The sequence below is a fragment of the Microbacterium enclense genome (genome assembly GCF_004022425.1).
Lineage (GTDB): Bacteria > Actinomycetota > Actinomycetes > Actinomycetales > Microbacteriaceae > Microbacterium > Microbacterium enclense_A.
Genome location: NZ_RBZY01000003.1, coordinates 20,172 through 45,657 on the forward strand (window position 1 = coordinate 20,172; position 25,486 = coordinate 45,657).

Annotated in this window: 21 protein-coding genes; 7 read left to right on the forward strand and 14 right to left on the reverse strand. The window is 68.9% G+C overall.

All coding sequences use genetic code 11. The features are described from left to right. Nucleotides 1-6 precede the first annotated feature (6 nt). Nucleotides 7-2,997, forward strand: a complete 2,991-nt coding sequence (locus D8Y23_RS01205) for a bifunctional [glutamine synthetase] adenylyltransferase/[glutamine synthetase]-adenylyl-L-tyrosine phosphorylase (protein WP_128216354.1) — start codon at nt 7-9, stop codon at nt 2,995-2,997. A gap of 1 nt (nt 2,998) precedes the next feature. On the opposite strand, the gene D8Y23_RS01210 is transcribed toward D8Y23_RS01205, so the two are convergent. Next, nucleotides 2,999-4,693, reverse strand: coding sequence for a long-chain-fatty-acid--CoA ligase (locus tag D8Y23_RS01210; protein WP_128216355.1), 1,695 nt, complete (start codon nt 4,691-4,693; stop codon nt 2,999-3,001). A 106-nt stretch (nt 4,694-4,799) separates the two neighbouring features. On the opposite strand from D8Y23_RS01210, the gene D8Y23_RS01215 reads away from it, so the two are divergent. Further along, complete coding sequence (locus D8Y23_RS01215) at nt 4,800-5,114, forward strand: DUF2277 domain-containing protein (protein WP_128216356.1); 315 nt, start codon at nt 4,800-4,802, stop codon at nt 5,112-5,114. A 6-nt stretch (nt 5,115-5,120) separates the two neighbouring features. Here the strand turns inward: D8Y23_RS01215 and D8Y23_RS01220 are convergent, their stop codons facing one another. The 3 genes from D8Y23_RS01220 to D8Y23_RS01230 form a co-directional block, all read right to left on the reverse strand. Beyond that, nucleotides 5,121-5,681 carry a hypothetical protein gene (locus D8Y23_RS01220; protein ID WP_128216357.1) on the reverse strand — a complete coding sequence of 187 codons (561 nt, stop codon included), beginning with the start codon at nt 5,679-5,681 and terminating at the stop codon, nt 5,121-5,123. 89 nt (nt 5,682-5,770) lie between these two features. Further along, the gene (locus D8Y23_RS01225; RefSeq protein WP_128216358.1) at nt 5,771-7,732 is read right to left on the reverse strand and encodes an alpha/beta hydrolase; all 1,962 of its coding nucleotides are present in this window, start codon (nt 7,730-7,732) and stop codon (nt 5,771-5,773) included. Further along, on the reverse strand, nt 7,732-8,094 hold the full coding sequence (locus D8Y23_RS01230; protein ID WP_128216359.1) for a DUF6507 family protein: 363 nt from the start codon (nt 8,092-8,094) through the stop codon (nt 7,732-7,734). The genes D8Y23_RS01225 and D8Y23_RS01230 overlap by 1 nt, the downstream gene beginning before the upstream one ends. A gap of 367 nt (nt 8,095-8,461) precedes the next feature. On the opposite strand from D8Y23_RS01230, the gene D8Y23_RS01235 reads away from it, so the two are divergent. The 4 genes from D8Y23_RS01235 (at nt 8,462) to D8Y23_RS01250 (ending at nt 11,088) form a co-directional block, all read left to right on the forward strand. Beyond that, nucleotides 8,462-8,686: a helix-turn-helix transcriptional regulator gene (locus D8Y23_RS01235; protein WP_128216360.1), complete on the forward strand. Its 225-nt coding sequence runs from the start codon at nt 8,462-8,464 to the stop codon at nt 8,684-8,686. Continuing rightward, on the forward strand, nt 8,686-10,008 hold the full coding sequence (locus D8Y23_RS01240) for a site-specific integrase (RefSeq protein WP_128216361.1): 1,323 nt from the start codon (nt 8,686-8,688) through the stop codon (nt 10,006-10,008). Before D8Y23_RS01235 ends, D8Y23_RS01240 begins: the two co-directional genes overlap by 1 nt. 77 nt (nt 10,009-10,085) lie before the next feature. Continuing rightward, entirely contained in the window at nt 10,086-10,442 is a 357-nt protein-coding gene (locus D8Y23_RS01245) for a helix-turn-helix domain-containing protein (protein ID WP_100810625.1), read from the forward strand. Nucleotides 10,443-10,515: 73 nt separating this feature from the next. After that, complete coding sequence (locus D8Y23_RS01250; RefSeq protein ID WP_128216362.1) at nt 10,516-11,088, forward strand: hypothetical protein; 573 nt, start codon at nt 10,516-10,518, stop codon at nt 11,086-11,088. 1 nt (nt 11,089) lies between these two features. On the opposite strand, the gene D8Y23_RS01255 is transcribed toward D8Y23_RS01250, so the two are convergent. The 4 genes from D8Y23_RS01255 to D8Y23_RS01270 all read right to left on the reverse strand — a co-directional run bounded on the left by D8Y23_RS01255 (nt 11,090) and on the right by D8Y23_RS01270 (nt 17,823). After that, nucleotides 11,090-16,024: a helicase-related protein gene (locus D8Y23_RS01255; protein ID WP_205796713.1), complete on the reverse strand. Its 4,935-nt coding sequence runs from the start codon at nt 16,022-16,024 to the stop codon at nt 11,090-11,092. 71 nt (nt 16,025-16,095) lie between these two features. Continuing rightward, entirely contained in the window at nt 16,096-16,620 is a 525-nt protein-coding gene (locus tag D8Y23_RS01260; RefSeq protein ID WP_128216363.1) for a hypothetical protein, read from the reverse strand. Between the two features lie 138 nt (nt 16,621-16,758). Beyond that, entirely contained in the window at nt 16,759-17,373 is a 615-nt protein-coding gene (locus D8Y23_RS01265; RefSeq protein WP_240663715.1) for a hypothetical protein, read from the reverse strand. A gap of 9 nt (nt 17,374-17,382) precedes the next feature. Further along, nucleotides 17,383-17,823 (reverse strand): single-stranded DNA-binding protein, encoded by a 441-nt coding sequence (locus D8Y23_RS01270; protein ID WP_128216364.1) that lies wholly within the window; start codon nt 17,821-17,823, stop codon nt 17,383-17,385. 154 nt (nt 17,824-17,977) lie between these two features. Between D8Y23_RS01270 and D8Y23_RS01275 the strand changes: the two genes are divergently transcribed. After that, nucleotides 17,978-18,328 carry a hypothetical protein gene (locus D8Y23_RS01275; RefSeq protein WP_128216365.1) on the forward strand — a complete coding sequence of 117 codons (351 nt, stop codon included), beginning with the start codon at nt 17,978-17,980 and terminating at the stop codon, nt 18,326-18,328. 42 nt (nt 18,329-18,370) lie between these two features. Here D8Y23_RS01275 and D8Y23_RS01280 read toward each other — a convergent pair whose 3' ends face one another. Genes D8Y23_RS01280 through D8Y23_RS01305 form a run of 6 tightly spaced genes read right to left on the reverse strand, consistent with a single transcriptional unit; the run spans nt 18,371 to nt 25,470 of the window. After that, nucleotides 18,371-20,182, reverse strand: coding sequence for a type IV secretory system conjugative DNA transfer family protein (locus D8Y23_RS01280; RefSeq protein WP_128216366.1), 1,812 nt, complete (start codon nt 20,180-20,182; stop codon nt 18,371-18,373). Then, nucleotides 20,179-20,769, reverse strand: a complete 591-nt coding sequence (locus tag D8Y23_RS01285) for a hypothetical protein (protein WP_240663716.1) — start codon at nt 20,767-20,769, stop codon at nt 20,179-20,181. The genes D8Y23_RS01280 and D8Y23_RS01285 overlap by 4 nt, the downstream gene beginning before the upstream one ends. Before the next feature lies 1 nt (nt 20,770). Further along, a complete protein-coding gene (locus tag D8Y23_RS01290) occupies nt 20,771-22,255 on the reverse strand; it encodes an ATP-binding protein (RefSeq protein ID WP_128216367.1) in 1,485 nt (494 codons plus the stop codon). Then, nucleotides 22,252-22,689: a hypothetical protein gene (locus tag D8Y23_RS01295; RefSeq protein ID WP_128216368.1), complete on the reverse strand. Its 438-nt coding sequence runs from the start codon at nt 22,687-22,689 to the stop codon at nt 22,252-22,254. The genes D8Y23_RS01290 and D8Y23_RS01295 overlap by 4 nt, the downstream gene beginning before the upstream one ends. Nucleotides 22,690-22,722: 33 nt before the next feature. Continuing rightward, the gene (locus tag D8Y23_RS01300; protein ID WP_128216369.1) at nt 22,723-24,189 is read right to left on the reverse strand and encodes an SCO6880 family protein; all 1,467 of its coding nucleotides are present in this window, start codon (nt 24,187-24,189) and stop codon (nt 22,723-22,725) included. A gap of 3 nt (nt 24,190-24,192) precedes the next feature. After that, the gene (locus tag D8Y23_RS01305) at nt 24,193-25,470 is read right to left on the reverse strand and encodes a conjugal transfer protein TrbL (protein WP_240663717.1); all 1,278 of its coding nucleotides are present in this window, start codon (nt 25,468-25,470) and stop codon (nt 24,193-24,195) included. Between the last annotated feature and the right edge of the window lie 16 nt (nt 25,471-25,486).

Below are 25,486 nucleotides of genomic sequence, written 5' to 3' on the forward strand. Positions count from 1 at the left end.
GCCGTGGTGATCTCGGGCGATCGGTCGACGGCGCTCACCGCCCTGGCACGCATCGGCTTCTCGCGCCTCGCGGAGGCCGATGCCTGCCTCGGCGAGCTCGAAGAGCTGACGGGCGCCGGACGAGGGGACGCCATGGCGCTCGCGCAGCGCGTGGCCGACCCCGACCGTGCGCTGTCGGCGCTCGTGCAAATCGCGCGACGCGATCCTTCTGCCATCCGGGCGGCCTCCGCCGACGCCGGCACCTGGCGTGCCCTGTGGGACATCGTCGGCGCCTCGGACGGCTTCGCGGAGTTCTACCTCCGGCATCCCGACGAGATCGTCCACCTCGCCGGCGCGGGTCTGACCGTGCCCGACGAGCAATCCATGCGCCTCGAGTTGCTGGCATCCATCGGTGACGACGACGGCTTCGCCGCCGACGCGACGGATGCCGCCTGGGTCGACCTGCGCGTGCGCTATCGGCGTCTGCTCGCCCGGATCGCCGCGTACGACCTCGGCCAGGACGATCCGGCGGCCGCGATCGACATCGTGTCCGCCGCTCTGGCCGACCTGGCCGGCGCCGCGCTCGAGGCGTCGTTGAGCGTCGCGCGGTCGCGCGTGTCCGGAACCGGTCCCGGTGCGTTCCCGCGGGATGAGGTCGCCGCGACCCGCTTCGCGATCATCGCCATGGGTAAAACCGGTGCGCGCGAGCTGAACTATGTCAGCGACGTGGATGTCATCTTCGTCGGGGGCAGTGCGGACGAGGACGTCGTGTCCGAGGCCCGGGCGATCGACATCGGCACACGGCTCGCGGTACAGACCATGCGGGGGATCTCAGGCCCCGAGATCGAGCCGCCGCTGTGGGAGGTCGACCCGAACCTCCGACCCGAGGGCAAGCAGGGCGCGCTCGTGCGGAGCCTGGGCGCGCACCAGCAGTACTACGACCGCTGGGCCAAGAGCTGGGAGTTCCAGGCACTCTTGAAGGCCCGGGCGATCGCCGGCGACGCGGCGCTCGGCGCCGAGTACATCGCCGCCGTGCAGCCCCTCGTGTGGCTCAGCGCCGCCCGCGAGAACTTCGTCGAGGGCGTGCAGCGCATGCGTGAGCGCGTCACCGAGCACATCCCCGCGGCCGAGGTGAACCGTCAGGTCAAGCTGGGTCCGGGCGGCATCCGCGACGTCGAGTTCACCGTGCAGCTGCTGCAGCTCGTGCACGGCCTCACCGACGAGCGCATCCGGCAGCGGGGAACTCTCGAGGCGCTCGACGCACTCGTCGCCGAGGGCTACATCGGCCGCAGCGAGGCCGAGGCGTTCGGCCGCGACTACCGGTTGCTCCGGCTGCTCGAGCACCGGCTGCAGCTGCGTGGCCTTCGCCGCACCGCGCTGCTGCCCGAGAAAGAGGACGACCTCCGAGTCCTCGCGCGGGCGACGGGACTCGCCGACTCCGCGGCGGGCGTGCAGGCCGCCTGGGAGAACATCAAGCGCGAGGTGCGCGACATCCATGTCCGTCTCTTCTACCGGCCGCTGCTGTCGGCTGTCGCGGCTCTGCCCGAGGGGGAGCGCACACTTTCGACCGAGCAGGCCCGCGACCGTCTCGCCGCGATCGGTTTCCGCGACCCGGCGGGTGCGCTGCGCCACATCGCCGCCCTCACCAGCGGACTGAGCCGCAAGGCGACGATTCAGCGCCACCTCATGCCGATCATGATCCGGTGGTTCGCCGACGGGGTCGACCCGGACTACGGGCTGCTGGTCTTCCGCCGCATCAGCGAGCGACTCGGCAACACCCCGTGGTTCCTGCGGATGCTGCGCGACTCCGCGGGTGCCGCCGAGAGCCTCACCCGGGTGCTGTCGGGATCGCGGTACATCGGTGAGCTGATGGAGTGGATCCCCGAATCCGTCGCCTGGCTCGACGACGACGCGCTGCTGCGTCCCCGTTCAGGCGCGGCGCTCCAGGAGGAGGCGCGGGCCATCCAGACCCGGTGGGACGATATCGACGGCGCGATGCGCTCGGTCCGGGCACTCCGTCGCCGCGAGATGCTGCGTGTCGCGATGGCCGCCGTGCTGGAGGTCGTCTCCCTCGAAGAGCTCTCCGATGCGCTCACGACGATCACCGAGGTGACGATCCAGGCGACGCTTCGGGCGGTGCGCCGCGAGGTCGTGCCGCCCGAGGACGACGCCCTCGACTTCTCGGTCATCGCGATGGGACGCTTCGGCGGCCGCGAGATCGGATTCGGATCGGATGCCGATGTCATGTACGTCTATCGCGCGAACGGCATCGATCCGCAGCGCGCGAGCACTCTCGCGCTGAAGCTGGTCGCGGGCCTTCGGGAACAGTCCGAAGACCACCGACTGCCCCTCGACCTCGACGCGGAGCTGCGTCCCGAAGGGCGCAGCGGCCCGCTCGCGCGTTCGCTCGACGCCTACGCCGAGTACTACCGCCGGTGGTCGCTGTCGTGGGAGGCGCAGGCGCTGCTCCGCGCCCGCGGCGTCGCGGGCAGCGTCAAGCTCATCGCCGATTTCATCGCTCTCGCCGACGACGTCCGCTACCCGGTCACGGCCGATCCGAACGGGCTGCGCGAGATCCGCCGGATCAAGGCCCGCGTCGAGAACGAACGGCTTCCGCAGGGCGCCGACCCTGCCCGGCACCTCAAGCTCGGCCCGGGTTCGATCAGCGACGTGGAATGGCTCGTGCAGATCCTGCAGCTGCAACACGCGCGCGCGATCCCGGCGATGCGCACCACCTCGACGCTCGGCTCGCTGCAGGCCGCCGTCGAGGCCGGGCTCGTCGCCCCGGACGCGGCGACGAAGCTCGCGGCATCCTGGCATCTGGCGAGCCGTCTCCGGTCGGCCAACACCCTGCTGTCGGGACAGACGAGCGACGTCCTCCCCGCCGACCGGGCACGACTCGACGGCATCGGTCGGATCCTCGAGTACCCGCCGCATTCGGCCACGCGGGTCGAGGAGGACTATCTCGGTGCCACGCGACGCGCGCGCCGGGTGTTCGAGAAGCTCTTCTACGGGTGACTCACGACCCCATGAGTCGTTCGCGCACCTCGCGGCGAAGGACCTTGCCGATGAGCGAGCGCGGCAGGTCGTCGACGACGACCACACGGCGGGGCACCTTGTACGACGCGAGCCGGGACTTGCAGTAGTCGCGGACGGCCTCGGGCTCGATCTCCACGCCATCGCGCACCACGATGGCGGCCGCGACATCTTCGCCGCCGCGCGGCTTCGGGAGCGCGACGACAGCCGCCCCCTCGATATCCGGGTGCGAGACCAGGACGTCCTCGACCTCGCTCGGCGACACGTTGAAGCCACCGGTGATGATGATCTCCTTGAGCCGGTCGACGATCGTGACGAAGCCATCGGCCGAGACCGCGGCGATGTCACCGGTGCGCAGCCATCCGCCGTCGAGCAGCGTGGCCGCCGTGTCGGACGGGCGGTTCCAGTAGCCCTCGAAGACCTGCGGTCCGCGCAGCAGCAGTTCGCCGGATTCGCCGAGCGGGAGGTCCTTCTCGGGGTCGTCGGGGTCGACGACGCGGATGTCGGTGCTGGGGAACGGGACGCCCACGGTGCCGGGACGCCGCGACGGCCCGATCGGGTTGCCGAGGGCGACCGGCGACGACTCCGTCATGCCGTATCCCTCGACGAGCAGACCACCGGTCGCCGCCTCCCAGCGGTCGACCGTCGCGACCGGGAGGCTCATGGCGCCGGAGATCGCGAACCGCACCGTGGAGAGGTCGAGGGTCCCGCGGCTCGCGGCGCGCGCCAGCTGGTCGTAGATCGGGGGAACGGCCGGGAGGAACGTGGGCGGGCTCTTCTTCACCGCGGATGCCACCAGGTCGAGGTCGTACTTGGGGAACAGCACGAGCTTCGCGCCGATGCTCATCGCGAACGTCAGGCACAGGGTGAGTCCGTACGCGTGGAAGAGGGGGAGGACGCCGTAGAACGTCTCCTCCCCGTCGTGCAGGCCCGGAACCCAGGCCCTCCCCTGCATCGCGTTCGCGCGCAGGTTGGCGTGGGTGAGGACCGCTCCCTTGGGGCTGCCGGTCGTGCCGCTGGTGTACTGCAGCAGCGCGACGTCGTCGAGCAGCGGACCCTCGTGCTTGCGCGAGAGCCGGCCGCGCGTGAGCAGCGTCTGCCACGGGACGGGACGCTTCGACGTGGGGGCGGCCGTGAGCTGCGCCCGCGACTCACGCGCCTTCTTCACCGGGAGTTTCAGCGCAAGGCGCGTGCCGAACGGCATCGCGCGCGTGATGTCGACGCTGATGATGTGCTCGAGCGCGAGGTCGGACGGGAAGTCGGCGACGACGTCGGCGACCTTGTCCCACACGATCGCGAACCGTGCCCCGTGGTCCTCGAACTGGTGGCGCAGTTCGCGCGCGGTGTAGATGGGGTTGTGCTCGATGACGATCGCACCCAGGCGCAGCGCCGCGTAGAACGCGATCACGTGCTGCGGACAGTTCGGCAGCACGAGGGCGACGCGGTCGCCCGCTTTCACACCCAGGCGTCGGAGCCCCTCCGCCGCGCGCGAGATCTGATCGCCGAGCTCGCGGTAGGTCGTCTGCGCGCCGAAGAACTCGAGCGCGACGCCCTTGCCGTAGCGGTGGACCGCGTCCGCGATCATCTCGGGCAGTGTCTGCGACGGCTCGTCGATGTCATGCGGCACGCCCTCGGCGTACGAGCTCAACCACGGACGCGACGCGTAGGGGGAGGTCATGGCATCCATCTTTCCGGACACCGCCGACACGACGGCGACACGACGCCTGTGCGGATGCCGGGAGCTTGGGCTTCCGCACGGCAGGGCATCGGCCTAGCCTGCTGGCATGTGTCGCAATATCGTGCCCCTCCACAACTTCGAGCCGCCGGCCACGGACGACGAGTGCCACGATGCCGCGCTGCAGTTCGTTCGGAAGATCACGGGGACCACTAAGCCGTCACGAGCGAATCAGGAGGTCTTCGACCGTGCCGTCGACGAGATCGCGGCCGCCACTCGCCGCCTGCTCGACGACCTCGTCACCACCGCACCCCCGAAGACGCGCGAGGTCGAGGCCGCCAAACGCCAGGCCCGCTCAGCCGAACGCTACGAAGCGATCCGGGTGTTCCAGGAGCAGAAGCGCGCAGCGCGATCGGCATCCTGACCCCGCTCACCCCTCCGCGAAGCGCTCGAACAGGGGAGTGGCATCCGGGCTCTCCAGATCCGGGATGCCATCGTCGCTCGGCACCGCGGTGAGGGGGCCGCGCAACTCTTCGAGGAGCGCTGCGGCGTCGCCGGGTTCGCATGTCGAGGTCGCACGGAGTTCCAGCACATCGACCGTGCCTTCGGCGGCGACGCCGGGGATCATGTCCACATCCAGACGAGACACCTTCGCCTCCGGCTTGCCGGCCATGATCACGATGTTGTCAATGCCCTCGCCGTACGTGGGCGTCGGTGCGAGCTGCCACCCGTTGTCGCTCAGCCAGGTCCGGAGTTCGTCCATCCGCTGCGGCCCCTGACCGTCGAAGGAGAAGCCATCCGGAAGATTCCGGCGCAGGAAGAATTCGTACCCCTGATCGCAGCGCTGCGGGGTGTCACCGTACTCGGCGACGGCCCATTCTCCGTCGAGGATCTGCTTCTGCACCTCGGCCACCGTGGCTTTGAACTCGAGGTTGGCCTCGCGCGCTTGGTCGAAGCCCGCCTGGCCGGAAGGTGTTTCCTGAGGGGACATCTGCGGACCTCCACATCCTGTCAAGACGATCGCGGCGACCACAGCGCCCACGAGAAGTACGGGCGTTCGCCGCCTGCGGCGTTCGGTCATCAGTTCGCTCCTGCCGTCTCGAGTGCTTCGCGCAATCCCACCACGAACTGCTTGAACGACTGCGCCGAGGGGTCGAGGTATCCGGTCTGTTCCACCGACTCGTACCGGGGGATGGGCGCGCCGCCGGGTCCCACGGTCCAACCGACGAGCACGTCCTTCTCGCTGTTCGCCGTGTCGTGACTGTCGGTGCCCTCGCCGAACTCGCCCTGCGCCGAGCCGAACCCGGGCACGACGCCCCCGTTCGAACTGAATGAGGACACGCCCGGTACCTCGCGCGGATCCTCGGGGTGTGCGCTCCCGAGCCACCCCTTGCGTCCCCACTCGGCGATCGAGTCGGCGTCGGCATGGGTCGCATTGACCGAGGTCTGACCCGAACCGATCTGATCGGCAAGGGCGTCGCCCGTCTGCTCGGTGACACCGGCCGACCCGAAGAACCAGACGTGCGACACCAGGCCAGGGTTGTCGGCGATCGCCTGACCCGTCATCGTCGTCCCCAGCGAGTGCGCCCCCGCGTCGATCTGCGCTGAGGGGTTGACGGCCCGGATCCCCTTGAGCGTCTCCGACAGGCGCGCGGCGCCCGCATCCGGCCGGTCGATGTTCAGGACCTGGGGGACGCCACCGGAATCCCAGTCCATGACGAGAACGACCGCCGTCGTCGCGTCGCTACCGGTTCTCGTCAGCTCTGTCGTCAGAGCCGACTGGAGGTTGGCGCCCGCGTGGGACCATTCGACGACCGACCCGAGATCGGTACGGATGCCGTGCGTCAGGGTCGTCACCTGGTCCGCGGTCTCGATGTCGCCGAACGCGAGATTCGCACGCGGCGAACCATCGGAGTCCAGGAAGAAGCTGAGCAGTGCAGGGGACGATCCGTCGCGCCCGCGTCGCTCGAGCACGGCCTGGAGGTCCTCCAGGCGCGTTCGCGTCTCCTCGTCGGTGTCGCCCTGCGCGAGGGCGTTCGCGAGACCCGCGCGGTTGAACATGCCCCGCTGCGCGACGGGGATTCCGTTGAGATTCCCGACCGCGAGCGGGGCGAGCGCGAGCAATTGGCCGAGCGGACCCGTGTTCCATCCGCCGTTGGGCGCCGCGGCCGAAGACGCGGCGAGGTCGGCGAACAGATCGCCCGCGCGTTGCGGGTCCACGAAGGCGACGGATTGCACGAAATCAGGGTGCGCGTCGAGCCACTGTTGGGCATCGTCCTCACCGGCGGTGGCGAGCCAATCGATTCGCCGCTCCGCCGCGCGACCCAGGTCGTACGTCAGCTGCTCCGACAGCGAGCGCTGGACGGATGCGGCAGAGGGCGCGCCCGGGTACGCGGATTCGGAGAATCCCCAGAACAGTTGCGAGACACGGGAGGGCTCGCCCCCGGCCCCGATCACCTCGGTGCCGCCGGAGACGTTCCGCAGACGCGACGCGAGCCGGTCCTCGGCATCCTCGACGTCGCGTCGGAAACGGTCGATGTCGGCCTGCAGCGTGTCGAGGGCGCTCTCGGCGGAGTTCAGCGTCGTCGACGCGTTCAGGCGTGCCAGCGATGCGTCCGCGGCAACCGAGGCATCCACGTCGGACCCTCGCGTCGAGCGATACGTGGCGTTCGCGCGAACGGAGGCGTCGGCCGCCGCATCGTACGCGGCGACCACGGACGGAATCCGGGATGCCAGCTCCTCGCGGCGCTGCTTCAGGTCGGGGAATTCCGAAGACCCGGACTCCCACAGCGTGTTTCGCGCCTCGATGAGCGCCTCGGAGAAGCTCCGCGCGTCCGCCACAGGTCGGTCGAGCATGCGAGGCACCGCCTCCGCACCCGTGACGTGGAAGACCTCCGTGTCGCCGAGAACCACCCAGCGGTTCTGCACGTCGGACATCGATGTCTGCGTCCCGTTGGCGATGGCCACGAGACGCTCGCCGAGACCCGTGAGCACAGCGGGATCCACCACCTGGGGGAGATCGTCGACACTGGGGCTCCCCATCAGTACCCCTGCCCGTAGGCGACGGAGGAATCGATGCCCCACTCGTCCATGGCCCGCGACTCCGCCTCCGCCGTCGTGACCGACATGTCGACGTCGCCGGTGACGACGGCCGTGGTCGCCTCGCTCACCGAGGACGCGGCAGCGGCAACGATGTGCGCCAGTTTCCCGGGCACGTACCGTCGTTCATCGAGCAGGTCGCTCCACGCACTTGCGAGAGTGCGGCGTCCGTCGGCGACGAGGCTCTGCCCTTCCAACGCCAGGGCGTCCATGTCGTCGATCGCCTGGGAAATGCCCGCCCCGGCGTCGTCCACCCCCGCCAGCACCCCGATCACACGGTCCGGATCGACTCGGTAGTCGCTCACGATGGCCCCTTTCATCGTCACGATCACTCTGCCGCACGGGCCCGGATCTCGATCGGGCCTCCCCTCCGGACGCGTCATCGTCTACAGTGCGCCGCGGAACGACGAAGCCCGCCCCCGCGAAACGGCGGGAGCGGGCTGGTCGTGGATGATCGGGCGATCAGACCCCGAAGTACAGCTCGGCTTGAGGATCTGAGAACCGGAGGGGGTTCCGCAGGCTCACACTTCCCTGCAAACACAGGGAAGTGCAATGGTGAGCATGAGTGGGGTCGCTGCTGCGGCTGTCCGAGAACCCGTCCGTTTACTCGATACTCGGCCGTCCTACGGGGGTCGCTGGAGGTCTGCGGGTGGTGCCGCCTACCTCATTGGTATGAGCGACGACCGCCCCCGCCTCTGGACTCCGCAGGAGCTTGCGGAGTACACGGGCATCCCGATCAGGACGCTCGCTGACTGGCGGACAGAGCGTGCGCGCAGCCGAGGTCTCGGGTTGCCGTTCGTCGCACTCTCGTCGCACAACGTCCGCTACCGCGATGAGGATGTCGAGGCGTTCATCGCGCGGCGGATCGTGGCCCCGACGGATAGGGCGGGCGACTGATGGCGCGGCCGAAGCGCGCGCTCGGCGAACTCGGCAAAGTGACCTACACCGTCGAGCCGAACGGCCTGGTCATCGCGCGAGCGCGAGTCTATGACGGCAACGGGCAAGAGCGTCGTCCCAGCGGCAGCGGAGCGACAGAGGCTGAGGCTCTGACCGCGTTGCAGGAAGCGGCTGATGTCGCCGTCGGTCGAGTCCTGGCGCGACGAACACAGCTCATGACCGTCGCTGAGCTGGCGATGACGTGGCTGAAGACGGCGTACCACGACGATGATCCTCGGGTGCTGCGCCAGCGCCGCGAGCAGACCGTCGATGGCTACGCCTCGGTGGTGCGCGCGCATGTCATCCCGCGCGCTGGGGCCATCCCCATCGCCGACATCACTGCCGACCGTGCTGATGGGCTGCTTATGGACATCGCACGGGAGAAGTCGGTGACGACCGCGAACAAGGTTCGGAACGTGATGTCGCTCATGTTCGACTGGGCGATCCAGCAGGGGCATTTCTCGGCTGCCGGGTCGATCCAGAACACACGGTACGGGGCGGTCGTCGTGGCGAACCCGATCCGCGCGACCAGGCGAGCGGACGAGCCGGACACGGTGTACTTCGAACTCGACGCGGTGCAGGTCAAGTACATCCTCCACCTCATCCGCGAGGTGTGGCCCGAGCGGCACCGGAAGCGGTATCCAGTGGGCCGACGGCCCAACTACAAGCTGCTCGCCGACTACATCCTCATCACGCTCGGCACCTCCGAGCGGACCGCGGAACCGATTGCGATCCGGTTCCAGGACGTGCGGTTCGAGGCGGTGGAACAACCGGATGGAAGCCTCACGATGGAGGCGCTCGTCTGGGTCGGCGGGACGATGGTTCGCACCAAGTCCCGCGGCCTGTTCCGCCAGGACTCACCCAAGGCGGAGCGGCAGAAGCGTTGGGTTCGCGTGCCGAAGTTCGCGGCGAAGGTACTGAGCGAACTCGTGGCGAGCCACGTTCCCGACCCCGAACGGAATCCAGACGACGTGCTGTTCACGACCGAGCGCGGCCGTCCGCGCGATCCCAGCGCCGTCGGCGAGTTGCTCAGGATGTTCCGCCGCGAGTTCGAGCCGGAACTGCTGGCTATCGGGGTCGACGCCGAGCATCTCACCTTCCGCAGCCTCCGCAAGGCGGTCGCTGCCGCGGTATCGGACACGGCAGGCGTCGAGGTCGCACGCGACCTGCTCGGGCACAGCAGTACGGACATCACGGAAGGGCACTACGCGAAGCGTCCCGACCTCATCGTCGAGGTTGCGGCTGACGCGCTCGACGAGGCGTTCGCGGGCATCGACGCATGAACTGTAAGGCTGAAGAAGGGGATGCCGTATGAACACTTGTATTGTCCAGAGTGTGCAGGCGGAGGTAGGATGGGGTCATGACCATGACGAGCTTGACGATCAACCCGGAGGATGTGCGTTCCAGCGCCGGGGCGCGCCCGGCTTGGCTGGAGCAGGTCGCAGCGTATGTGCAGCAGGCGGCAGCCGATGGGGAGACGGTGACGCTGACGGCGAAGCGCCGCATGATGACCCCCGAGCAGGTCGCGGACGCGATGGGCGTGTCTCGTCCCACCATCTCGCGGAAGATCAAGGCGGGGGAGATTCGCGCGGTCAAGGTCGGCAATCGCAATCGCATCCCCTACGAGGAGTTCGAGCGGTACTGGCGCAAGACGATGGGCGACCTCGTGGAGCTGACGCGCGATGAACTCCGTGACGACCTCTTCGGCGATCAGTGAGCTGACGCGCGTTCTCCTGGACGCGAACATCATCGCTAAGCCCGTCACTCGGACTCTGCTGGTCGTCGGCGGGGTGCCGAGCGGCTTCCGCGCCTTCTGGAGCCGGGCTGCCGAGCGGGAGGCTCAGGTGCACATGCGCCCGAGGGCGTTGCCGCCGTCGAGTGTCCGGGAGCGATTCGACGTCTTGCTCGGGCCGACCGGCACAGGTGCGGAACGCTTCGGAGGCACGAAGGGCGCGGATCGGCAGATACTTGCCGATGCTGCGTCCGCGGGCGCGCGGTTCCTGGTCACCGAGGATGTGGACGACTACGGGCTGGACGATCTTGCTAGCGTCGGCATCTCGGCGGTGAACCCCGATCTGTTCCTCGCCGCGCGGCTCACTCGCGATGCCTACTCGACGGTGATCGACCTGTTCGTCGAGCGTCAGCTCAACCCGCCGACCACGCCCGCGCAATTCCACGCCGCCATCGCCAAGAACCACCCGCGCCTGTTCGCCGCACACGCGGACCTCTACGAGGTCGAGCCCGAACACGGCATCCACGGCGAACCGGAGGTGATCTTTCGCGGCGCGCGCTGCCTGCGCTGCGAGCAGATCATCGCCGACCCCGCCACGATCGTCGACGGGCTCGGCCCGGAGTGCCGCTGAGCTACAGCCGCGGGGCGTTGCCCGGCGGCGCGGCCGGAGGCGTCGCGGGGACGAACGGGGCCGCGTGCTCACGACCCGTGCCCTCCCGCGACCCCAGGTTCGGCTCGTAGGCGCGCACAGCCTCGATGGTCAGTTCGACTCGTTCTGATTCCGGCGCGGCGGGCTCGGGGCGTGGCTCGTCCTGCATCGCGGCGAGCTGGGACTCGACGCGGGCGAGGTCTTCCTCCGCTTCGGCAAGGGTCTGAGCGTGGCGGAAGGGCTGGCCGAGGCGCTGCTGGGTGTCGGCGACGGTCTGCTCGGCTTCTTCCAGGTCTTCGCGGGCCTGGTCGAGAAGCGAGGGGATGCCGCTGACGCGGTTCTCGATCCGCTGCACAAGCCCGAGCCCGGCGTCCAGGAACGACTCCTTCGGCAGCGTGAATCCCGAGCGGGGCACCTCGGGCAGGGAGACGGTCACATCGAGGGCGGCGAGCCCGGAGCGGGCCTCGACGTGGATGTCGAAGCCTGAGATGCGGCCGATGATTCCGAAATCCTTGTGCCCGTACCGCGGCAGCCACTTCAGCCCGGAGTCGCCCATCCATGCGGCGAGGGCGTGGGCGGCTTCGGAGCGGGAGTCGTAGTCGCGCGTGCCGAGTGTGATGCGGAACCTGTCGCCGCTCGTGTCGATCATCCGTGGGGCAGCGGCTTCCAGCCCGCGAATGTCCGCGGCGGCGCGCTCGGCGACTGACCGGGCGCGGTTTCCGGTGTGGACGAGCATGTCCTCGTTGCGCTCGTGCGCGCGCTGGAGGCGGCGCAGCCGGTTCACCTCGTTCAGGATGACGGAGTGCTCCAGCAGGAGCGGATTGCCGGAGGCGATTGCCTTGGCCTCTGCTGCGGACAGCGCGGAGGTGTCGATCTCCTCGATCTCTCGGGCGTTGATCTTGCCGCGCAGGAGCTGCGCGAACGACGCGGCCTTCCGCTCGACGGTCTGCCACATGTAGGAGTCGAAGGATCGCTCGGTGACATAGCGGACGATCGCCACTTCCTCGTTCTGGTTGCCCTGCCGCATGATGCGACCGTCGCGCTGGGCGATGTCGGAGGGTCGCCACGGGCAGTCCAGGTGGTGCAGTGCGATGGCGCGGGCCTGGACGTTGGTGCCGACGCCCATCTTCTCCGTCGATCCGAGGAGCACGGCGACGTGGCCGGCGCGGGCGGCGGCGAACAGGCGGGCCTTCTCCACGTCGGTCTTCGCCTCGTGCATGTATCTGACCTGCTCGGCGGGGATGCCGCGCTGCACGAGCTGCTGCCGCAGCTCGTCGTAGGCGTTCCACCTGTCCTGGTTCGGGGTGCCGATATCGGAGAACACGAGCTGGAGCGAGCCGCGCACCGTGGAGGGCTGCCCGGTCAGCGTGTCGAGGTATTCGTTGTCGCGAGTGCGCTCCCAGATGCGGTGGATCGCGTCGGCGGCGACGTCGACCTTGCTCGGCCCGGACGGGTCGCGGGGGATGACCATGCGGATGTCGAGCGCGGCCTTGCGCCCGTCGGTGGCGATCAGGAGCATGTTGTCCTCGTCGGGGCGCACCTGGCGGGTGGCGACCTTCTCTGCGCGCTCGGCGAGGGAGGCGACGTACTGCTCCAGCTCGACGGTCGGCTGCACCGGCACGGTGGAGGGCGCGCGGCTGCCGTCGTCGCGCTGCACGAGCGCGGGCACGGGCAGGTCCAGGTCGTCGGCGGTCTTCACGTCGGCGAACACCGACCACATCCGCAGCAGTTCCTGCCCGTTCTGGAAACGCGCGAACCGGGTCTTCATGCGGAACGTGCTGCCGGTCGGCGAGATCTCCATCTGCGTGACCAGCTCGCCGAATGTTGCCGCCCACGCATCGAATGCGCCGACGCCCGCGGACTCCAGCACGTCGGGCCGCAGGTACCGCTGCATCACATAGGTCTCGGTGATCGAGTTCGAGATGGGTGTCGCCGTCGCCGCGGTGACGACCCGCTCGCGCCCGGCGGAGCGGAGGTATTCGAGCTTCATGTGAAGGTCGCTCGCGCGATCCGAGCCCTCGATGGCGGCGTCGCGGATGTTCGACTCCGTGGCGAGGTTCTTGTACATGTGCATCTCGTCGACGATGACGTAGTCGATGCCGGTGTCCTCGAAGCAGACGCCGCGGTCGCGGTCGGAGTCGAGCCGACCCTTGAGCTTGTTCTCCATCGCCAGGAGCTTGCGCTGGATGCGCTTGACGCTCATCCGCTGCTCGCCGGTCGCGTCGTCCAGCACGCGCCGCACGTCGTCCACCTGCCCGCGGATGTACTGCTGCTGTGTCTCCGCGCGCAGCGGGATCTTGGCAAACGCCCCCTGCGTGACGATGATGGCGTCCCACTCGTTCGCTGCCGCCCGCGCGACGAACAGCCGCCGCTTGTCGGCGGTGAGGTCGAGGCTCGATGCGGCGAGCACGCGGGCACGCGGGTAGACCTGGAGCCACTCGCGGCCGAACTGCTCCAGCATGTGGTTCGGCACGACGACGACGGGCTTGCTGATGAGTCCCATGCGGCGCATCTCCATCGCGCCCATAATCATCTCCGCAGTCTTGCCTGCGCCGACCTCGTGGAACAGGCCCGCCGCAGGCTCGGACACCATGCGGGCGACGGCGGCGCGCTGGTGCGTGCGCGGCTCGAAGGTGGCCGCGAGGCCCGGCAGCGAGAGGTACGTCCCGGCGTTCGTGTAGTCGCGGAGCACGATGGAGTTGAAGCGCCGGTTGTACTCGTCCACGAGTGCCTGCGCGCGGTCGGGGTCTTCCCACACCCACTCGCCGAACCGCTCTTGAAGCGCGTCGGCCTTCTCTTGCGCAGCGGCGGTCTCGACGGGATTGAGGATGCGACGCACCTTGCCGTCTATGTCCTTCTCCTCGTCGTAGACGAGCATCGTGCGCTGTTCCATCACGGCCTGCGCGATGTCCGGCGCGGGACGCCGCGGGGTGCCCCACTCGGAGGTGGAGGGGAGGCCCTGCCGTCCGCCGCGAATCTCCCACATGCCTGGCAGCGGGTTCTCCACTCGCACGTCCTGCGCGCGCAGGATGCTGCGGAGGAACTGCTCGTGCACGTCGGCGCTGATCCAGACCGCCCCGAGCTTGGCGTGGATGTCCTGGATGCCGAGCGGCGCGGGCAGCACCTCAGCGAGCGCATCCACGTTGAGCTGGAACGCCGGGTCTTGCTCGGCGCGTTGGCGAGCGGCTTCGAGCTTGACCCGCACATCACCTGACAAGTATTCGGGTGCGTGGACGAGCAGATCGCTCGCCGGGTCGGTGAACACGAGCGTTCCCAGCGCCTCGCGCGCGTCGTGGTCGTTCATCCCGAGCAGGTCGGCGATGAGGGGCAGGTCGATCCCGCCGGTTCGGTCGAGGCTGACGGCGATGGCGTCGGCGGGGCTGTCGACGCCCTGTACCTCGGCGCGCGGCACGACCACGCGGTGGCTCATGATCGCGGCGGGCGACGCGGACTGATCCTCGTCATCGAACTGCTCCAGCGCGAGCACGAGCGGGCCGAACGGGTCCGAGCGCAGCAGCCGGATCGGGGTCGGTACGATGCGGGCGAAGGTCTCCTCGCCGTCTTCGTTCGCGCGCCCGGTGGGGCGGAGTGTGTAGCGGTTGAGCGCCCCGTAGGTGCCGACGTACTTCAGGTAGTCGCGCCGCAGGGTCGTGCGGATGAGCACGATGTCGGGGGTGTCGTCCATGCTCGCCGCTTCCGCGGTGAGCAGGCGGGAAGCGCTGTCGCGCAGCCGCAGCAGCGCGCGCAGCTCGCGTGCGGCGGATCTCGGGACGGCGAGGGGCTCTAGGCTGCCCGAGACCACGGTGTGGAAGTCGCCGCTCTCGCTCGCCACGATGCTGCCGTCCCACAGCTCCGGGGCCGACGGCGTGAACGCGACCCGGCGTGCCTGCTGCTCCGCGGTGCGTTCCGTTATCGTGAGGCCCGCCCGCCGCGCGGAGAACACGAGCTGGTCGACGGCGACCGCGAGTTCTGTCTCCAGTCCACCCAGGTCGGTCGTGATGGTGAGCGTGTTCGCGTCGTACATCCCGTGCCCGACTCCAACATCCCCGAGCATCTGCTCCGGGTGCTCATCGAAGTAGCGGTTGATCCGCATCGGCACGCCGTCGATGGGCACCCGCACGACCGTCTCCCAGGCGTCGTCCCGCATCTGCTCGCCACGCAGACGACGCCGGAACACGAGCAGGTCGGTCACGACCTCCGTGCCCGCGGCGCGACGGTGTGCGCCGGTCGGCAGGCGGATCGCGCCCACGAGGTCGGCCAGCTCGTTCATCTCGCGCCGAGCGCCGGGGTTCTGCGCGTCCATCGTGAAGTGCGAGGTCAGCACCGCGACAAGGCCACCGGGCCGGGTCAGCCGCAGCGACTTGATGATGAAGTGGTTGTGCATCGACTGCCGGGTGGCGTTGTGCACAGGGTCGTGCAGCGTGACGCTGCTGAACGGCACGTTGCCGACGGCCGCATCGAAGTGACCTTCCGGCAGCCGGGTGTCGGCGAAGGACTCGGCGCGCACGGTGGCGTGCGGATACACCGCAGCGGAGATCGCCGCAGTCAGCGGGTCGAGTTCCACCCCTGTCATCTGCGCTGACTCGGGCGCGAGGCCGATGAACGTGCCTGAGCCGGAACCGGGCTCCAGCACCGCTCCACCGCGGAACCCCAGACCATCCAGCAGTCTCCACACCTGCCGCGCGATCATCGGGTCGGTGTAGTGCGCGTTGATCGTCGTGCGCTCTGCGGCCTCCCACTCGTCGTCGTCCAGCAGCTCGCGCAGTTCGGCGCGCTCGGCATCCCACTCGGGCTTCAGGTCATCGAAGACCTCGGGGATCGCGCCCCAGCTCGACCAGCGGGCGAGCACGCGCTGGCCCTCCGGGGAGGCGGGGCGACCCGTCGAGTTCAGATCGTGGACGAGCTGGATCGCCTCCACGTTCGCCCGATAGCGTGCTTTCGCGCCTGACGGCCCGAGGTCGTCCTGCGAGGCGGGGACGAAGCGAGGCGCTACCGCAGCTCGCGGAAGAAGCGGATCGTCGCCGCCTCGGCGAGCGTCGCCTGATTCGCCCGCATGTACTCTCGCGGGGGCTCCGTAGCCACGAGCTCCAGCAGGAACTCGACGCTGAGCGCCCAGTTCGTCGCCAGTTCCTCTAGTTCCACCGAGGAGGGCATCGAATCCGGGCAGTCCTGCATCCGCTCCGCCCAGAGGATCAGGTTCTCGTCGGACGGACGGGTCTGCTCCCACTCCTCCCGTGCTTGATCCAGCGGCAGGCTCGGGTCGGTGATCCACGCCAGTTGCGACATCACGACCTCCTCCGCCTGCTTCCGGGCCACCGTCAGCCGGGCGACCTTCTGCAAGAAAGTCTCCCCCCGACGGTCGCTCCCCGCCAGCATTGACGCGAGGTTCGTCACCTGCGCCTCCATCTCCAGGCCCAGCGCCTCGAAGAACGCCGCCGGATCGCTCATCTCCGCCACCCGGCTCGGGGCCGTCGCCTGCCAATGCGACAGCGCCATCTGCCCGTACTTGTTCATCGCCTGCCGTAGCCTCCCGAGCCGCGGTGAGCGCGGCGTCGGCCGCGGGCTCGTCGAGCCCCCACAGATCGAACTCCAGTTGCCCCGGCCAGGGCTTCCGGGATCGCTGCCGCGCCATTCGCAGTCACCGCCCGCGCCCTACTGCTCCGCCGCGAGGCGGGCGTAGAACTCGTCCTCGATGGCCTGCCTGCGTGCCACGTCCTCCTTGACGAACTGCGTGAAGTCGGCGTCCCGGTTGGGAATGATCGTCTCCGTGACCGGGGGCAGGTCGTCTTCGCCCGGCCACACGGCCTGCCGTGTCGGGCGATCCGTGTTGAGCTTCGTCCCGCACGCGGTCACCGCGTCCCGGAGCTGCGGCATGAAAGCCCAGAAGTCTCGCCACCAGCCGAACGGTGCCGAGCCGTGCTGCTTCTTGTCGTAGGCATTCAGGTAGTGCTGGCGCAACGCCGACAGCGGCCACACCAGATCCGGGTGCCGGTGCCAGTACGGCGGCACGACATTCACGCTCAGCCCGAACTCGCGGCGCAGCCAGTTCACGAAGGCGTTCAGCTCCAACCACTCCACCTGCGCCTCGGCCGCGGTCAGGATGTTCCAGTTCACCGGGCGCGGCGGCTCGGGCGCATCCTCCGTCTCGGGGTCCGCCTCCTTGGCCGGCCTCGGCGAAGGAGCCACCGGCTCCGGCTCCGGTTCTTCGAGCGGCGGCACGTCGAAGTCGGGATCGTCCGGCGGGAACAGCGTCGTCTCGGTGGTCATGACGCGGCCTCACAGTGTCATCGGACGGGGCGACGGCTGCTGCGGGAGGGTCGGGTCGGGCGCTTCGATGGGCGCGCTCTCGACCTGCTGCGACCGCGACCGGCCACGGTCGATGGCGTAGCTCGTGCGGGCGGCGTCGGGGCCAATGTGCGTGGCGATGAACTCCTCGCCGCTGACTGTCTCACTATTCTTCTCATAGCTGAACTTCTGGACGTGGCCGCTGGCCACGAAGTTGTCGCCGCGCGCGAACTTCTCGTAAGCGTGCTCCGCGCTGCGCCGGAACATCTTGAACGGGTAGAACTTCGTCTCGCCCTGGGTGAACGAGCCGTCCGGGTTGCGCTCGAACTGCTCTTGACCGATCCAGGCGAACAGCCGCGCCTCACCGTCCTCGTTGAAGGACAACTGCGGGTCGCTGGCGAAGAAGCCCCACAGGGACTCTTTGGTTCGCATCGGGATGCTCCTAACTTCTCCTGCCGAGAGAGGATTGCTACCCGATAGGTGCGCAGGGTCGACCGTCCGCGCCCCCGGCTACTGTGATGACATGGCTGAGAGGCGAGCGTCGCCTGGGCAGAGAACGCGAGAGGTAGGTCGTCCAGTGTCGTTCGTGAACAACTCGACCGGCGAAGAGTTCGAGGATGAAGACGAGTACCTGCGTTCGATGAAGCAGGATGACTCCTACCAGTTCTCATACGACTATGAGTACGTCGCCGACAGATTCGGTGACGGTGATGACGACGTGAAACTGGAGAACGCGAGGCTCAACGTCTCGCTGACTTGGGACGACTACTCGGCTCCGGGATACGTCGTCTCGTACACCGTCGATTCGCCGACCCCGATTCCAAACGACTGGACAGGCGACGCCGACCAGATCTTCAATGACTTGTGGCTTGCCGTTACCGCGGACCTGGACTCCCTTGGTATCGGCTCGGAACTGCACAAAGACTGGCCGATCTAGCGTCCGCGGTGGGCGCCGATCTGGCGCTCACGCGAAGTTGAGTCAGTCGTCGATGACTGTTGCCTCACTTATCCGTGCGGTGCCCGGCTGCATGAGCGTCTCGACCTCGGCGCGCTGTGCGAGCAGCGTCTCGGCATCCGGCCGATGGAGCCAGTAACGCATAGTCGTGATGATCGGCGGCGCGGAGCGCAGCAACACGAGCGAGGTGCCCTGGGGCAGGGTGCGGATGTCTTCGACCTTCATGATCGGGACGCGGCGGATCGAGCGTTGATTCGAGCGCAAGCCGCGCTCCCCGATGGTCACAGAGTCCGTCGTCTCGTCGCGTTCGCCGATCAGTGTGGAGATGTCCTGGAGGTGCCGTGTGTCCGTCCCGCCGCCGAGCACGATCTTGGTGATGCTCGCATCCCACATCGCGGTCGCGGCGTCGTCGCCCCAACGACCTCGCGCCTGGGCGAGCGACTGGAACACGGGCATCACCGTGAGCCCGGTGCCGCCGCCCTCCGCCATGAGGACCGGAAGCGAAGGCAGAGGCGCGAGGTTCCCGATCTCGTCGAGCGCGAGCAGCACAGGCGGATCGAGCCGCGCGCCCGGCGAGCGCGCGGCGATGCGCCGGGCCGTCTCTACGAGGTCTTCGATGAGCGCCGCGACGAGTGACGAGGACGCCCCCGCTCCAGCTCCTGTCGCCAGCAGGTAAAGCGTGCCGGACCCGCGCAGGAACGTCTCGGGGTCGAACTGCTCGTCCTCGCTGGGGCTGACCGCCTCCAGCACCCGTGGGTCGGCGAGCGAGGCGAGGGAGAGCGAGACGCCCTGCCAAATGGAGTCGCGGGTGCGAGGGTCGGATTGCAGCATCCCGTCGAGCGACTCGGCCCATCCGGTCGCGGCGTGGGGGTGCGACGCGAGAATGGAGACGGCATCCGCCGCAGCCGCAGGGTCGAGCGTCCAGCGGAACAGCTCGGCGGGTTGCCGGTGATCGAGAGCCGCGGCGTGCAGAAGCGCCTGTAGCGCCGTGCGCGTCTTGCCCTCCCAGAATCCGCCGTTCTCAACGGAGGGGCCGGAGAGCCCGGTTCCCGCGGCGAGACCTGTGCCGCGGATCATCGCGGTCAGGGGCACCTCGCACCCGCGGATCGGTGACCACCGCAGACCCGCGGGCACGCCCTCGGCGAGGTGCTGGGGATCGAACACGGAGACTGGGCCGCCGTGCGACTGGCGGGCGCGGAGCGTCGCCGTGAGGTTGTCCGGCCGGGTCGAGGTCGTGATGACCGCACCGGGCGCGTCGAGGATGGTGTTGATGACGATGTTCGCGCCCTTGCCGGATCTCGGCGGGCCGATCAACAGGATCGAGTCCTCCACGGATGTCCACACGCGCTTGCCGCGCGAGGTGCCGAGGAGGTAGCCGACCTGCTCGGGTTTCGGATCGGTGAGCGAGGGGCGCAGGGTCTTCGCTCGACGCAGGAGGTCGCGTTCGGATGCGGCCCGCTGCACATCGCGCCCCTCGGCGATTCCCTCGATCCGGTTCGGGTCGGCCTTGGTCCGCTTGCCCAGCTCGCGCACCCATCGCCAGATGAACCACGTCGCGGTTCCGATGGCAGTGAGCAGGAGTGCGACGGTGATCCAGTAGGCGACCGGGCTGAGCGACGCGGAGCCGAGTGCCGAGCCGGGGTCATCGGCGTGGAAGACCACGCCGACTCCCGCTTCGAGACCTGCCGCAGGTTGGGGCGCACCCGTGACGAACGCGGCGATGCTCCCGGCCAAGCGCAGCGCACCGGCCAGCAGCATCGCACCGATGAACGCGCCGAGGGCGACGTTGGTCAGTTCGTCGCCGAACGCCCTGGCTCGCGGTGACGAACTGGTCATGCCGGGTGTCCGATGACGCAGGTGCCCGAGACGCGGCCGAGCAGGATGACCTCGTGCGTGGGGCTCAGATCGAGCAGACCCGGATCGATCTGAGCCCTTGCCGCTCCGTCGCCGCTTGCCTCGGCGTGCCAGACGATGACCGCTACGGCCACATCCTCGCCCGGCACGAAGCCCTCGCCATTCTGGAGTGCGCACGGGTGCGAAGGCTCCGTCGCATCCCGCGCGGAGTCGCCATCCTCGACCGAGGCCCGCGGACCTGCGGGCGGGGACTGGTCGAGGGACACGGGGTGGAGTGGAGCGGTCATGATGTCCGTGTAGACGGTGCCATCGAGTTCGTGCACGACGACGCGCACGGGGGAGTCGCGTTGCTCGACGACCTCGCTGATGATCTGCGCGAAGGAGTGCCGCTGCCACGGCGGGGCGAACGTCGGCGGACCGAACGGCTCCCCGTCGACCACGACGCGCAGCGTCGCGTCCGCCTGCACGGTCATCGTCACGACCGGCAGCACGGGCGGCACGTTGGCTGAGCCCCCCTGCTCGGCACTCTCTGATCGAGCGCGGCGTCGCCGCGCAAGGGTGATGGACATTTCACGCTCCTCTGGCCTTCTGACCTGTCTCGTACATCGCAAGTTCGGCAGGATGGAGCTGGTGCTGGACGACGAACGAGCGGTTCTTGATCCTCCAGAGCCCCTGCCCGGTGCCGAGGCCGGGCAGCAATCCCTGCTCAGTCCCGGTGAGTCCGAGGGCCTGCGCAGTCGCTCCGAGCTGATCGCTCTCCTGCCTGTAGATCACCCGTGTCTCGGCGTTGGCGAGCAGGGACGAGGCGAGTGCGCGCATCGCCGAGCCCTGGTCGCCTACGTTGTCGAGGTCGCTGAGCTTGTGGAAAATGAGCAGGTTGGCGATGCCGTAGTGCCGCGCGAGCCGCCACTGTGCATCCATCCGGCGCAGCAGCGCCGGATGCGACATGAGCCGCCACGCCTCGTCGTACACGACCCACCTCGGGCCGCCCGCCGGGTCGAGCAGTGCCGATTCCATCCACGCCGACGAACACGTCATGAGCACGGAGATGAGCGTCGAGTTCTCCGCCACCCGCGACAGGTCTAGCGACACCATCGGCAGCGACGGGTCGAAGCGCACGGTGCTCGGGCCGTCGAACAGTCCCGCCAAGTCACCGGCCACGAGTCTCCGTAGCGCGTGTCCGACGAGTCGGCCGTCCTCGGCGAGCCGGCCGTCGTAGTTCTCAGCGTTCGGAGCGAGGATGCGGTCGACCACCATCGGAAGGATCGGCACCTCGGCCGAGCGCACCGCATCGGCGAGCGCGATGTCGACGGCTGTGTGCTCCAGTGGGGTGAGGCCGCGGTCGAGGACGGTCTCGGCGAGCGCGCCGATCAGGTCGCGTCGTCGGGAGGTGACCTGGCTCTGCCACTCGGCATCGCTGAGGCCCGAAGGCCGGTGCCCTTCATCGAGGGGATTCAGCCGCGTAGACATCCCGTGCCCCAGCATGATCGCCCGTCCGCCGACCGCTTCGGCGACGGCCGTGTGCTCGCCTTTCGGATCGCCGGGGACATATACCCGCCGACCGAATGGGATGGAGCGCGTGTAGAGGCTCTTGGCGAGCGAGGACTTGCCGGAGCCGACGATTCCCGCGAGCACGATGTTCGGTGCGGTGATGATGCCCTGCGCGTAGAGCACCCACGGGTCGTAGACGAACGACGCCCCGCTGTAGAGATCCTGGCCGACGAACACGCCAGCGGAGCCGAGCCCGCCCTCGGCGAGGAACGGATACGCCCCTGCCAACGTCGCGCTTGTGTCCTGGTGGCGCGGCAGCCGGAACCGGCCGGGCGTGCGGAGAGCTGCGGGCCTCGCCTCGCCGGACGGTGGCAGGTAGGTCGTCGCCCGCCTTGCCTCGCGTTCCGCCTCCCATGTCGCCCGCGCCCGCTCCTGCTCGGCCTTGCGGTCGGCGGTCTCGATCTTGCTCGCCGCTCGCCGTCGCGCCTTCCGCGCGGCGCGGCGCTCGCCCGCCGGGTCGAGCAGGACCGCGGTGTGCAGGCGCTCGCGGTCGCCGTGGCTCATAGTGATAGTCCTCGCCGGGAGCTGACCGGGGGTGCCTCGAACGGGTCGCGGGAGAATGGGTCCAACTCAAGTCGACTGGCGACAGGTGCCGGGTGCCACGCGATGTAGCTCGAATGCTGCGACGCCTGATCGACGGCGGTCTCGGCTGACTGGACGAGTTCTGCGGCCCTGCGCAGTGCGTTGGCGGCGGCCCAAGCCTCGTCAACCCCGGCCTCGTGGTCGCCGTTGTCGAGGAATGCCTTGTCTTGGTGCAGAACATGCGCCGCCGCGACCTGCTCCAGCACTTGCTCCAGGGAGCGGAGCGTCCCCAGCAGCTCGCCGACCACCTGATAGGTGTCCGCGGGATCGGCGAAGGCGCGGCTCGCATGAGCGAGCGCCCGCACCGCCTGGCGCGTCTCCGTGGCGTCCTGTACGGGGTTGCTGAAGGTTGGCATGGTTACTCCTTCCGGGGTCGAGGGCTGGGTGCGTTACACGTCCCGACAGAGCGGGAGCGCGGCGACGGCGAATGCGGTGGCTTGCTGGCCGACGAGTCTGCGCGTTTCGCAGGAAGCCTGGACCGCGGCTTGCTCGATGGCGGCGACGGCGGCATCCAGATCATCGACCGTGGGCGCGGAGACGGAGATGAGGCCGGTGTAGCGGAGCACGCCGTGCCCTGCGGTGAGGTCGGACTCCTGCTGCAGCACGTCCTGGTACTCGGCCGTGCGCGAGGCGTCCTCGACCTGCCCGATCTTCGCGCGTTGGGTTGCGTCGGAGAGCAGGCCGACCTTTTTCTTCCGCAGGTCGCGGGCCGCGATGTCGGCGCGAACTGGCGTGCAGATGAGCGAGAACGACCGCTGCACGCCGGAGGTGAGCAGCAGCGGGGCGAGGAATCCGGGGAACACCTGCGAGCGCGGCCACTCGGAGAGCCAAAGCACGGTGTGGTGCGCGGAGTCGGTGCGCACGCGATCCCAGCTCTCGGTCACCGCGACCGGCCCCGCGGTGGCGAGGGAACGCCCGATGTCGGCGTGCCGCTCCAGCGCGGGCGCGGCAGCCGGGTCGTAAGCGGAGCGCAGGATGACAGCGACTTCGCCGGGCGCGAGCCAGCCGGTCGTGGCGAGGTCCGCAGCTCGCAGCGCCGTGACGAGCGTGGTCATCTCCTGACGCAGCACTGCGGCAGCTCCACGGATGCCGCCGCCCGCTGAGCGGATCTGTCGTCCCGAGGCGTTCATGTCGAGCGCAATCGAGATGGTCGTCGCATGGCGCTCGCCGGTCGGCCCAGCACGCTCGATCAGCTCCCGGTAGGTGGTCGCAGGCCAGGATTCATCGTCAGTGCCGTGCCTGGCCCACCATTCGGCGAGCCCCGTGCCTGAGTCCGGCAGCGTCCGCTCGCAGACCTGGAGCCGGGCGATCCGGCCTGAGCGGCACGCAGTAGCGAGCACCCGACCCCAGCCGTTGATCCGTCGCTCCTGCTCGCCCGGATCGAGCAGCACGAACGCCGGGTGCGTCACCCCCAGCACCGCGGTCAGGGTCTGAGCGTGGGGGTCGTGCACCATCGCCGCGCCCGTCTCGGGATCGACCCATTCGCGCAGCGCGGTCGCATCGCCGGGGAGCGCGAGCGTGCCGACGGGACGCGGCTTGATGACGCGGCGGCGGAAGATCAACTGCCCAGCGGTGCTCCGCCACATCCAGCGCGACACGATGGGCAGCCAGTCTACGAGCTTGCGCCCGCCCACGGGGACGACCGCGAGCAGCAGACAGCTGAGCCAGATCGGGGATGTCCAGACCAGCCCCATGCCACCGCCCGTGTAGATCGTGGCGACGACCGTGACCACGCCGATGCCCAGCACGATCAACTGCGAGATTGACAGTCCGAGCAGGATGCCACGGTGCGCGAGTCGGGAGAACTGCACGGGGGAGAGCTGCTGCTCGGGAGCCGGAGGGTGCCGGGTGGCCATGTTCTACCCCTTCCTCGGTGCCACGGGTATCGGTGGCGCTGATGTCTCTGCGTGCCCGGCTGCTGCGCCGCCGACAGCGGCACCGATTTTCGGCCCAGTCGTCGCTGCGGCTTTGACAACCTGCGCCCCCACGACGGCTGCGGCCGCAGGCCCGGCCGCTGCTGCCCCGGCACCTGCCGCGCCCCCCGAGGCCGCAGCCCCGCCACCAGAAGCGGCCGCCCCGCCACCTGCGCCCGCAGCGCCGCCTGCTGCGCCACTTGCAGCGGGAGCTGTGCTCGGCGCGGGAGGAGTCCCGCCTCGCGCGCCGCTTTGCCCTCCGAGGACGGACTTTGCCGCGTTCGGCGGAGCCTTGACCGGCAGCGGGACGGGTCGGTTGAGCGCCGACTTCGCTTCCTGCTCGCTCGACATCGCGTGGTACATGTCGAAGCCCACGAACGAGATGAACTTGTACGTCAGGTACGGCGCGAACGCGGCGATGAACATCAGCACGACGCCCGAGATCGGGTCACTGATCGAGGCGAGGTCGAGGTCGATGGGCGCGCTGATCTGCCCAATGGCGACGAGGAACACGACGACGATGACGAGCTTCGAGAAGATGAGCGCCACGACGAACGCCGCCCAGCGTCCGAACCAACCCTTCGCGGCATCCCAGGTGAACCCGGCGAGTGCGATGGGCGCGAAGACAATGGCGACCAGCAGCAGCGCCTTACGGATGAGCAGCGTGAACCATACGATGCCCGCACCCGCGATGCCGAGCCCGGCAAGGAAGATCGTGATGATCGCACCGACGCCGGGCGAGGCGATGTTGATCGTCGTCAGCCCAGCGGCGAGCAGGGCCATGCGGTCGCCGATGCCTTCCATCGTGTTGCCAGTCGCCTGCACGATGCCGATGGTGAGCTGATCGGTGACCTCCAACAGGGTCGCGGTGAGGGTGATGGCGACGAACGATCCGAGCACCGACTTGGCGAGTCCCACGCCCGCGCGCGACAGTGCCATCGGATCTCGATGCACGAGCCCGGTGATGAGTTGGAGGCAGAAGAAGACGAGCATGACGAAGATCGCCACCCCGAACAGCACGTTGTAGACCGAGACGTACTGGCTTCCAGTGACGTCGACGAGCGTTGTCGAGTCGAACACCGCCCACACGCTCTCGAACAGCCAGGCGGCGGCCTGCCCCATTGCCTGTGCGAGCCAGTCGAACGGCGCGGAGATGAGCGACGCAGTTCCCTCACCCACGGCATCGCACACCGAGGCGATGACGGGCACATCACAGATACTCATCGGCTCAGCCATCTCA

Coding starts and splice junctions, on each gene's coding strand:
- D8Y23_RS01210 (WP_128216355.1), bottom strand. CDS start 4,693: ATGACCTCCCCCTACGCGTCGCGTCCGTGGTTGAGCTCGTACGCCGAG.
- D8Y23_RS01215 (WP_128216356.1), top strand. CDS start 4,800: ATGTGTCGCAATATCGTGCCCCTCCACAACTTCGAGCCGCCGGCCACG.
- D8Y23_RS01220 (WP_128216357.1), bottom strand. CDS start 5,681: ATGTCCCCTCAGGAAACACCTTCCGGCCAGGCGGGCTTCGACCAAGCG.
- D8Y23_RS01225 (WP_128216358.1), bottom strand. CDS start 7,732: ATGGGGAGCCCCAGTGTCGACGATCTCCCCCAGGTGGTGGATCCCGCT.
- D8Y23_RS01235 (WP_128216360.1), top strand. CDS start 8,462: ATGAGCGACGACCGCCCCCGCCTCTGGACTCCGCAGGAGCTTGCGGAG.
- D8Y23_RS01240 (WP_128216361.1), top strand. CDS start 8,686: ATGGCGCGGCCGAAGCGCGCGCTCGGCGAACTCGGCAAAGTGACCTAC.
- D8Y23_RS01245 (WP_100810625.1), top strand. CDS start 10,086: ATGACCATGACGAGCTTGACGATCAACCCGGAGGATGTGCGTTCCAGC.
- D8Y23_RS01260 (WP_128216363.1), bottom strand. CDS start 16,620: ATGAACAAGTACGGGCAGATGGCGCTGTCGCATTGGCAGGCGACGGCC.
- D8Y23_RS01265 (WP_240663715.1), bottom strand. CDS start 17,373: ATGACCACCGAGACGACGCTGTTCCCGCCGGACGATCCCGACTTCGAC.
- D8Y23_RS01270 (WP_128216364.1), bottom strand. CDS start 17,823: ATGCGAACCAAAGAGTCCCTGTGGGGCTTCTTCGCCAGCGACCCGCAG.
- D8Y23_RS01280 (WP_128216366.1), bottom strand. CDS start 20,182: ATGACCAGTTCGTCACCGCGAGCCAGGGCGTTCGGCGACGAACTGACC.
- D8Y23_RS01285 (WP_240663716.1), bottom strand. CDS start 20,769: ATGTCCATCACCCTTGCGCGGCGACGCCGCGCTCGATCAGAGAGTGCC.
- D8Y23_RS01290 (WP_128216367.1), bottom strand. CDS start 22,255: ATGAGCCACGGCGACCGCGAGCGCCTGCACACCGCGGTCCTGCTCGAC.
- D8Y23_RS01295 (WP_128216368.1), bottom strand. CDS start 22,689: ATGCCAACCTTCAGCAACCCCGTACAGGACGCCACGGAGACGCGCCAG.
- D8Y23_RS01300 (WP_128216369.1), bottom strand. CDS start 24,189: ATGGCCACCCGGCACCCTCCGGCTCCCGAGCAGCAGCTCTCCCCCGTG.
- D8Y23_RS01305 (WP_240663717.1), bottom strand. CDS start 25,470: ATGAGTATCTGTGATGTGCCCGTCATCGCCTCGGTGTGCGATGCCGTG.